The following is a 7431-nucleotide window of genomic DNA, read 5'->3' as shown; positions in this document are numbered from 1 at the left end:
GGGGTCGCTGCACAGTGGAAAACCTGATTGCGCTGCTGGTAGCGGCGCCACTGCTCGGAGCGGCCGTACTGCTGTGCGGCGGACGGCGGTTGGACCGTGTGGGCCATCTGCTCGGCACGCTGCTCTCGGCCGCCTCCTTCGTCATCGGCGTCCTCCTCTTCACCGACATGCTCGGCAAGAGCGCCGACGACCGCACGTTCACCCAGCACCTGTTCAGCTGGATCCCGGTCGAGGGCTTCCAGGCGGACGTCTCCTTCCAGCTGGACCAGCTGTCGATGACGTTCGTGCTCCTGATCTCCGGTGTGGGCACGCTGATCCACATCTACTCGATCGGGTACATGGAGCACGACGAGCGGCGCCGCCGCTTCTTCGGCTACCTGAACCTGTTCCTCGCGGCGATGCTCCTCCTGGTCCTCGCCGACAACTACCTGCTCCTGTACGTCGGCTGGGAGGGCGTGGGCCTCGCCTCGTACCTCCTGATCGGCTTCTGGCAGCACAAGCCCAGCGCGGCCACCGCGGCGAAGAAGGCCTTCCTGGTCAACCGCGTCGGCGACATGGGCCTGTCGATCGCCATCATGCTGATGTTCACGACGTTCGGGACGTTCGCCTTCGCGCCGGTCCTGAAGGCGGCGGAGGAGCACCAGGGTGGCGGCGCGACGCTGACGGGCATCGCCCTGATGCTGCTGCTCGCCGCGTGCGGCAAGTCCGCCCAGGTGCCGCTGCAGTCCTGGCTCGGTGACGCGATGGAGGGCCCGACCCCGGTCTCGGCCCTCATCCACGCCGCGACCATGGTGACCGCGGGTGTCTATCTGATCGTCCGTTCCGGCGCGGTGTTCAACGCGTCGCCCGATGCTCAGCTCGTCGTCGTCATCGTCGGTTCGGTCACGCTCCTGTTCGGTGCGATCGTCGGTTGCGCGAAGGACGACATCAAGAAGGCGCTGGCCGGCTCGACGATGTCGCAGATCGGCTACATGGTGCTGGCCGCGGGCCTCGGCCCCATCGGCTACGTCTTCGCGATCATGCACCTGGTCACGCACGGCTTCTTCAAGGCGGGCCTCTTCCTCGGCGCCGGTTCGGTCATGCACGGCATGAACGACGAGGTGGACATGAGGAAGTACGGCGCCCTCAGGAAGTACATGCCGGTCACGTTCGTCACGTTCGGGCTCGGCTATCTCGCGATCATCGGCTTCCCCGGTCTGTCCGGCTTCTTCTCCAAGGACAAGATCATCGAGGCGGCGTTCGCGAAGGGCGGCACGGAGGGCTGGATCCTCGGCTCGGTGGCCCTGCTCGGCGCGGCCATCACCGCGTACTACATGACACGCGTGATGATCATGACGTTCTTCGGCGAGAAGCGCTGGCAGCCGGACGCCGAGGGCCACGAGCCGCACCCGCACGAGTCGCCGAAGTCCATGACGATCCCGATGATCGTGCTCGCGTTCGGATCCGTCTTCGCGGGTGGCTTCTTCAGCATCGGCGACCGCTTCCTGCACTGGCTGGAGCCCGTCACCGAGCACAGCCACGGGAACGCGCCGATCAGCGCCACGACCGTCACCGCGGCCACCATGGTGGTCCTGGTGATCGGCGTGGTCCTGGCCTACCTCCAGTACGGCCGTCGCCCGGTCCCCGTCGCCGCCCCGCGCGGCTCGCTGCTCACCCGGGCCGCCCGCCGTGACCTGCTCCAGGACGACTTCAACCACGTGGTCCTGGTCCGCGGCGGCGAGCACCTCACCCGCTCCCTGGTCTACGTCGACCACACCCTGGTCGACGGCGTGGTCAACGGGACGGCGGCCTCGGTCGGCGGGCTCTCCGGCCGGCTGCGCAAGCTCCAGAACGGCTACGCCCGCTCGTACGCCGTCTCGATGTTCGGCGGTGCGGCACTCATCGTCGCCGCGACCCTGCTGATGAGGGCGGTCTGATAGCAATGTCCTTTCCTCTGCTGACAGCGACGGCGGTGCTCCCCGCCGTGGGAGCCATCGCCACGGCTGCCGTCCCGGCCGCGCGGCGCACGGCGGCGAAGTGGCTCGCGCTGCTCGTCTCGGTCGCCACGCTCGTGCTGGCCGCGGTCGTGCTCGTGCGCTTCGAGCCCGGCGGCGACCGCTACCAGCTCACCGAATCCCACTCCTGGATCAAGGACTTCGGGGTGCGGTACGAGCTGGGGGTGGACGGCATCGCGGTGGCGCTCATCGCGCTCACCGCCCTCCTGATCCCGTTCGTGATCCTCGCGGGCTGGCACGACGCCGACCCGCAGGAGACCGGGAGTTCGAGGTGGCGGCCGACGCAGGGCTTCTTCGCCCTGATCCTCGGCGTCGAGGCGATGGTGATCATCTCCTTCGAGGCCACCGACGTCTTCCTCTTCTACATCTTCTTCGAAGCCATGCTCATCCCGATGTACTTCCTCATCGGCGGCTTCGGAGACCGCGCCCACTCGGGCAGCGACGAGAACGCGGCGGCCCAACGCTCGTACGCCGCCGTGAAGTTCCTCCTCTACAACCTCGTCGGCGGCCTCATCATGCTGGCGGCCGTGATCGGTCTCTACGTAGTGGCGGGGAACTTCTCGCTCCAGGAGATCGCCGCCGCGCGGGCGAACGGTTCGCTGCACATGGCGACCAGCACCGAGCGCTGGCTCTTCCTCGGCTTCTTCTTCGCCTTCGCGGTGAAGGCGCCGCTGTGGCCGCTGCACACCTGGCTGCCGAACGCGATGGGGGAGGCCACCGCCCCGGTCGCCGTCCTCATCACGGCGGTGGTCGACAAGGTCGGCACGTTCGCGATGCTCCGCTTCTGCCTCCAGCTCTTCCCGGAGGCGTCGAAGTGGGCGACGCCGGTCATCCTCGTACTGGCCCTCATCAGCATCGTCTACGGTGCGCTGCTCGCGGTCGGCCAGCGGGACATCAAGCGCCTGGTGGCGTACGCGTCGATCTCGCACTTCGGGTTCATCGTCCTCGGCATCTTCGCGATGACGAGCCAGGGCCAGTCGGGCGCGACGCTCTACATGGTCAACCACGGGATCTCGACGGCTGCCCTGATGCTGGTGGCGGGCTTCCTGATCTCGCGCCGCGGCTCGCGCCTGATCGCGGACTACGGAGGCGTGCAGAAGGTCGCGCCGGTGCTCGCCGGCACGTTCCTGATCGGCGGACTCGCGACCCTCTCGCTGCCGGGCCTCGCGCCCTTCGTGAGTGAGTTCCTGGTCCTGGTCGGCACGTTCTCGCGCTACCCGGTGATCGGGATCATCGCGACCTTCGGCATCGTGCTCGCCGCGCTCTACACGCTCGTCCTCTACCAGCGGACGATGACGGGCCCGGTGAAGCCGGAGGTCTCGGCCCTGCCGGACCTGCGGGTGCGTGAACTCGCGGTGGTCGTCCCGCTGATCGCCGCGCTGATCTTCCTGGGCGTCTACCCGAAGCCGGTCACCGACCTGGTGAACCCGGCGGTCAAGCAGACCCTGTCCGACGTACACAAGAAGGACCCGAAGCCAGCGGTGGAGGCGGCCAAGTGAGCGCAGCAGCCGTCCACAGCCTGTGGACAACGGCGGCCACGTCGCCGCTCAAGGAACAAATCTCGAAGATCGACGCGCCGAAGATCGAGTACGGCCAATTGTCGCCCACCCTGATCGTCATCGGTGCGGCGGTCCTCGGGGTCCTTGTCGAGGCGTTCGTGCCGCGCAAGTCCCGCTACTACGTCCAGGTGTTCCTCGCCGTCGTCGCCCTGGCCGCCGCGTTCGCCGCGGTGGTCGGGCTCGCGGCCGGCGGGGACGGCACCACGAAGGCGCACATCGCGGCCATGGGCGCGATCGCCGTCGACGGCCCGGCCCTGTTCCTCCAGGGCGTGATCCTGCTGACCGGCCTCGTCGCGATCTTCACCTTCGCCGAGCGCCGCCTGGACCCGGAGGCCCATGGCAACCGCGTCGACTCGTTCGCCGCGCAGGCCGCGTCCGTCCCCGGCAGCGACAGCGAGAAGGCCGCCGTGAAGGCCGGGTTCACCACCACCGAGGTGTTCCCGCTCGCGCTCTTCGCGATCGGCGGCATGCTGGTCTTCCCCTCGGCGAACGACCTGCTGACGCTGTTCATCGCCCTGGAGGTCTTCTCCCTGCCGCTCTACCTCCTGTGCGCCGTGGCCCGCCGCAAGCGGCTCATGTCGCAGGAGGCGGCGGTCAAGTACTTCCTCCTCGGTGCCTTCGCCTCGGCGTTCACCCTGTTCGGCATCGCCCTCCTGTACGGGTACGCGGGCTCGGTGTCGTACGCGACGATCGCCGACGTCGTGGACGGATCGATCCAGAACATCGACCCGGCCCTCGCCGACACCATGGGGAACGACGCGCTGCTGCTCATCGGCGTCGCCATGGTCGTCATGGGCCTGCTGTTCAAGGTCGGCGCCGTGCCGTTCCACATGTGGACCCCGGACGTCTACCAGGGCGCGCCCACGCCGGTCACGGGCTTCATGGCGGCCGCCACGAAGGTCGCCGCCTTCGGCGCCCTCCTGCGGCTCCTGTACGTCGTCCTGCCCGGCCTGCGCTGGGACTGGCGGCCGGTCATGTGGGCCATCGCGATCATCACGATGCTGGGCGGCGCAATCGTCGCCATCACCCAGACCGACATCAAGCGGCTCCTCGCGTACTCGTCGATCGCGCACGCCGGATTCATCCTCGCCGGTGTCATCGCCACGACGCCCGACGGCATCTCGGCCGTGCTCTTCTACCTGGGCGCGTACTCGTTCGTGACCGTCGGTGCGTTCGCCGTGGTGACGCTGGTCAGGGACGCGGGCGGCGAGGCCACGCACCTGTCGAAGTGGGCGGGGCTCGGGCGCCGCTCGCCGCTGGTCGCGGCCGTCTTCGCCGTGTTCCTGCTCGCTTTCGCCGGCATCCCGCTGACCTCGGGCTTCGCCGGAAAGTTCGCCGTGTTCAAGGCGGCGGCGGAGGGCGGCGCGGGCGCGCTCGTCGTGGTCGGTGTGATCTCGTCGGCCATCGCGGCGTTCTTCTACATCCGTGTGATCGTGCTCATGTTCTTCAGCGAGCCCAAGGCGGACGGCCCAACGGTCGCCGTGCCCTCGCCGCTCACCATGACCACGATCGCGGTGGGTGTGGCGGTCACGGTGGTGCTGGGCCTCGCGCCGCAGTACTTCCTGGACCTGGCGAACCAGGCGAGCGTATTCGTGCGGTAACCGCGCCACGCACGGTCGTCACCGCCCGGTGTCCCCGCGAGGGGGTGCCGGGCGGAGGCGTTCCTGGCCGCCGCGGGGCACCGTGGGGGACGCCTCCCCGGACCCCCGGCCGGGAGGTGACTTCGCCCCCAGCCTGTGGATAACTTTTCGGGCTGTCGGTGCGGAGCCCTATCGTGGCAGCAGTGGTCGAACCACGGAGTAGTGGTCGAACCACGGAGTATGGACGTACGGGGGACAGGGCGATGAATGGGATCGGTGGCATGAGCGAGGTGACGGAGCCCGGCGTGGCGACGGCGATGCGCGGCGGCGCGCTGGAGACGCTGCACCGCGTCTTCGGATATGACGCGTTCCGCGGCGAGCAGGAAACGATCATCGACCATGTCGTGGACGGCGGGGACGCCGTCGTCCTGATGCCGACCGGCGGCGGAAAGTCCCTGTGCTATCAGATCCCGGCCCTGGTCAGGACCGGCACGGGCGTCGTGATCTCGCCCCTCATCGCCCTCATGCAGGACCAGGTGGACGCCCTGCGCGCGCTCGGCGTCCGCGCCGGGTTCATGAACTCGACGCAGGACTTCGACGAGCGCCGCACCGTCGAGGCCGAGTTCCTCGCGGGCGAGCTGGACGTCATCTATCTGGCCCCGGAGCGACTGCGCCTCGACTCCACGCTCGACCTGCTCTCCCGCGGCAGGATCTCCGTCTTCGCGATCGACGAGGCGCACTGTGTGGCGCAGTGGGGACACGACTTCCGTCCGGACTACCTGGCCCTGTCCGTCCTCGGCCGGCGCTGGCCGGACGTGCCGCGCATCGCGCTCACGGCGACCGCGACGCACGCCACGCACCAGGAGATCACCCAGCGCCTGGGCATGCCGGACGCGAAGCACTTCGTGGCGAGCTTCGACCGGCCCAACATCCAGTACCGGATCGTGCCGAAGGCCGACCCGAAGAAGCAGCTCCTCACCTTCCTCAAGCAGGAGCACGAGGGCGACGCGGGCATCGTGTACTGCCTGTCGCGCAAGTCGGTGGAGGCGACGGCCGAGTTCCTCAGCCGGAACGGCATCGAGGCGGTCCCGTACCACGCGGGTCTCGACGCGGGCACCCGCGCGGCGCACCAGTCCCGCTTCCTGCGCGAGGAGGGCCTGGTCGTCTGCGCGACCATCGCGTTCGGCATGGGCATCGACAAGCCCGACGTCCGGTTCGTCGCTCATCTCGATCTGCCGAAGTCCGTCGAGGGCTACTACCAGGAGACGGGCCGCGCCGGGCGTGACGGGCTCGCGTCCACGGCCTGGATGGCGTACGGGCTGCAGGACGTCGTCCAGCAGCGGAAGCTGATCAATATGGGGGAGGGGGACGAGGCGTTCCGGCGTCGGGCGGGGTCCCACCTCGACGCGATGCTGGCGCTGTGCGAGACGGCGCAGTGTCGCAGGACCCAGCTCCTCATGTACTTCGGGCAGGAGCCGCAGACGGCCAGCTGCGGCAACTGCGACACGTGCCTCTCGCCGCCGGAGACCTGGGACGGCACCGTCGCCGCGCAGAAGATCCTCTCCACGGTGGTGCGCCTCGACCGGGAGCGCAGGCAGAAGTTCGGCGCGGGCCAGGTCATCGACATCCTGATGGGCAAGCGCACGGCCAAGGTCATCCAGTTCGACCACGACCAGCTCTCCGTCTTCGGCATCGGCGAGGACCTGAGCGAGGCCGAATGGCGCGGCGTGGTGCGGCAGTTGCTGGCGCAGGGGCTCATCGCCGTCGAGGGCGAGTACGGGACGCTGGTGCTCACCGAGGACAGCGGGAGCGTCCTCGGGCGGCAGCGGGAGGTGTGGCTGCGCAAGGAGGCGCCCCGGCCCGCCACGTCCCGCTCGGCCTCGCGTGACCGCAAGGCGAAGTCGCCCGCGGCGGACCTGCCGGAACAGTTGCAGCCCGTCTTCGAGGCGCTGCGCGCGTGGCGCGGCGCGCAGGCGAAGGAGAACGGGGTCCCGGCGTACGTCATCTTCCACGACGCGACGCTCAAGGAGATCGCCCTCCAGCACCCCACGTCCATCGGCCAGTTGGGCACGATCGGCGGCGTCGGCGAGAAGAAGCTGGCGACGTGGGGCGAGGGCGTCCTCGAGGTCCTGGCGGGCCTGGACGGCGCCGGTTCCGGCGGCGGCCCGGCCCCGACCGGCTCCGCCGGGGAGGCGCCGGAGCCGGACCCCGGCTGGCCCGAGGACGAGCCGGAGCCCGAGGACATCGACTGGTGACGGTGGCGGCGCCCTCAGGCCACTGACGGCGCCGCCACCAGGC

At 69.4% G+C, this 7431-nt stretch carries 4 protein-coding genes; all 4 read left to right on the top strand.

Annotated features, from left to right (window positions below; translation table 11 throughout):
* Positions 1-14: 14 nt before the first annotated feature.
* The 4 genes from nuoL to recQ all read left to right on the top strand — a co-directional run bounded on the left by nuoL (position 15) and on the right by recQ (position 7388).
* A complete protein-coding gene (nuoL, locus tag OG456_RS15560; protein ID WP_266561324.1) occupies positions 15-1916 on the top strand; it encodes an NADH-quinone oxidoreductase subunit L in 1902 nt (633 codons plus the stop codon).
* Positions 1917-1921: 5 nt separating this feature from the next.
* Positions 1922-3493, top strand: coding sequence for an NADH-quinone oxidoreductase subunit M (locus OG456_RS15555; protein WP_116511220.1), 1572 nt, complete (start codon positions 1922-1924; stop codon positions 3491-3493).
* Positions 3490-5154, top strand: a complete 1665-nt coding sequence (gene nuoN / locus OG456_RS15550) for an NADH-quinone oxidoreductase subunit NuoN (protein WP_266561321.1) — start codon at positions 3490-3492, stop codon at positions 5152-5154. The genes OG456_RS15555 and nuoN overlap by 4 nt, the downstream gene beginning before the upstream one ends.
* Before the next feature lie 260 nt (positions 5155-5414).
* Entirely contained in the window at positions 5415-7388 is a 1974-nt protein-coding gene (gene recQ / locus OG456_RS15545) for a DNA helicase RecQ (RefSeq protein WP_266561320.1), read from the top strand.
* Positions 7389-7431: the final 43 nt, after the last annotated feature.

The sequence above is a fragment of the Streptomyces sp. NBC_01446 genome, from assembly GCF_026340095.1.
GTDB classification, from domain to species: Bacteria; Actinomycetota; Actinomycetes; order Streptomycetales; family Streptomycetaceae; genus Streptomyces; species Streptomyces aureus.
Note: the sequence above shows the minus strand (reverse complement) of the source record. Positions and strands in the feature narration are given on the sequence as shown.

What these genes read in the sequence shown, in the direction of transcription:
- OG456_RS15555 (WP_116511220.1), top strand. Translation starts at nt 1,922, where the DNA reads ATGTCCTTTCCTCTGCTGACAGCGACGGCGGTGCTCCCCGCCGTGGGA.
- recQ (WP_266561320.1), top strand. Translation starts at nt 5,415, where the DNA reads ATGAGCGAGGTGACGGAGCCCGGCGTGGCGACGGCGATGCGCGGCGGC.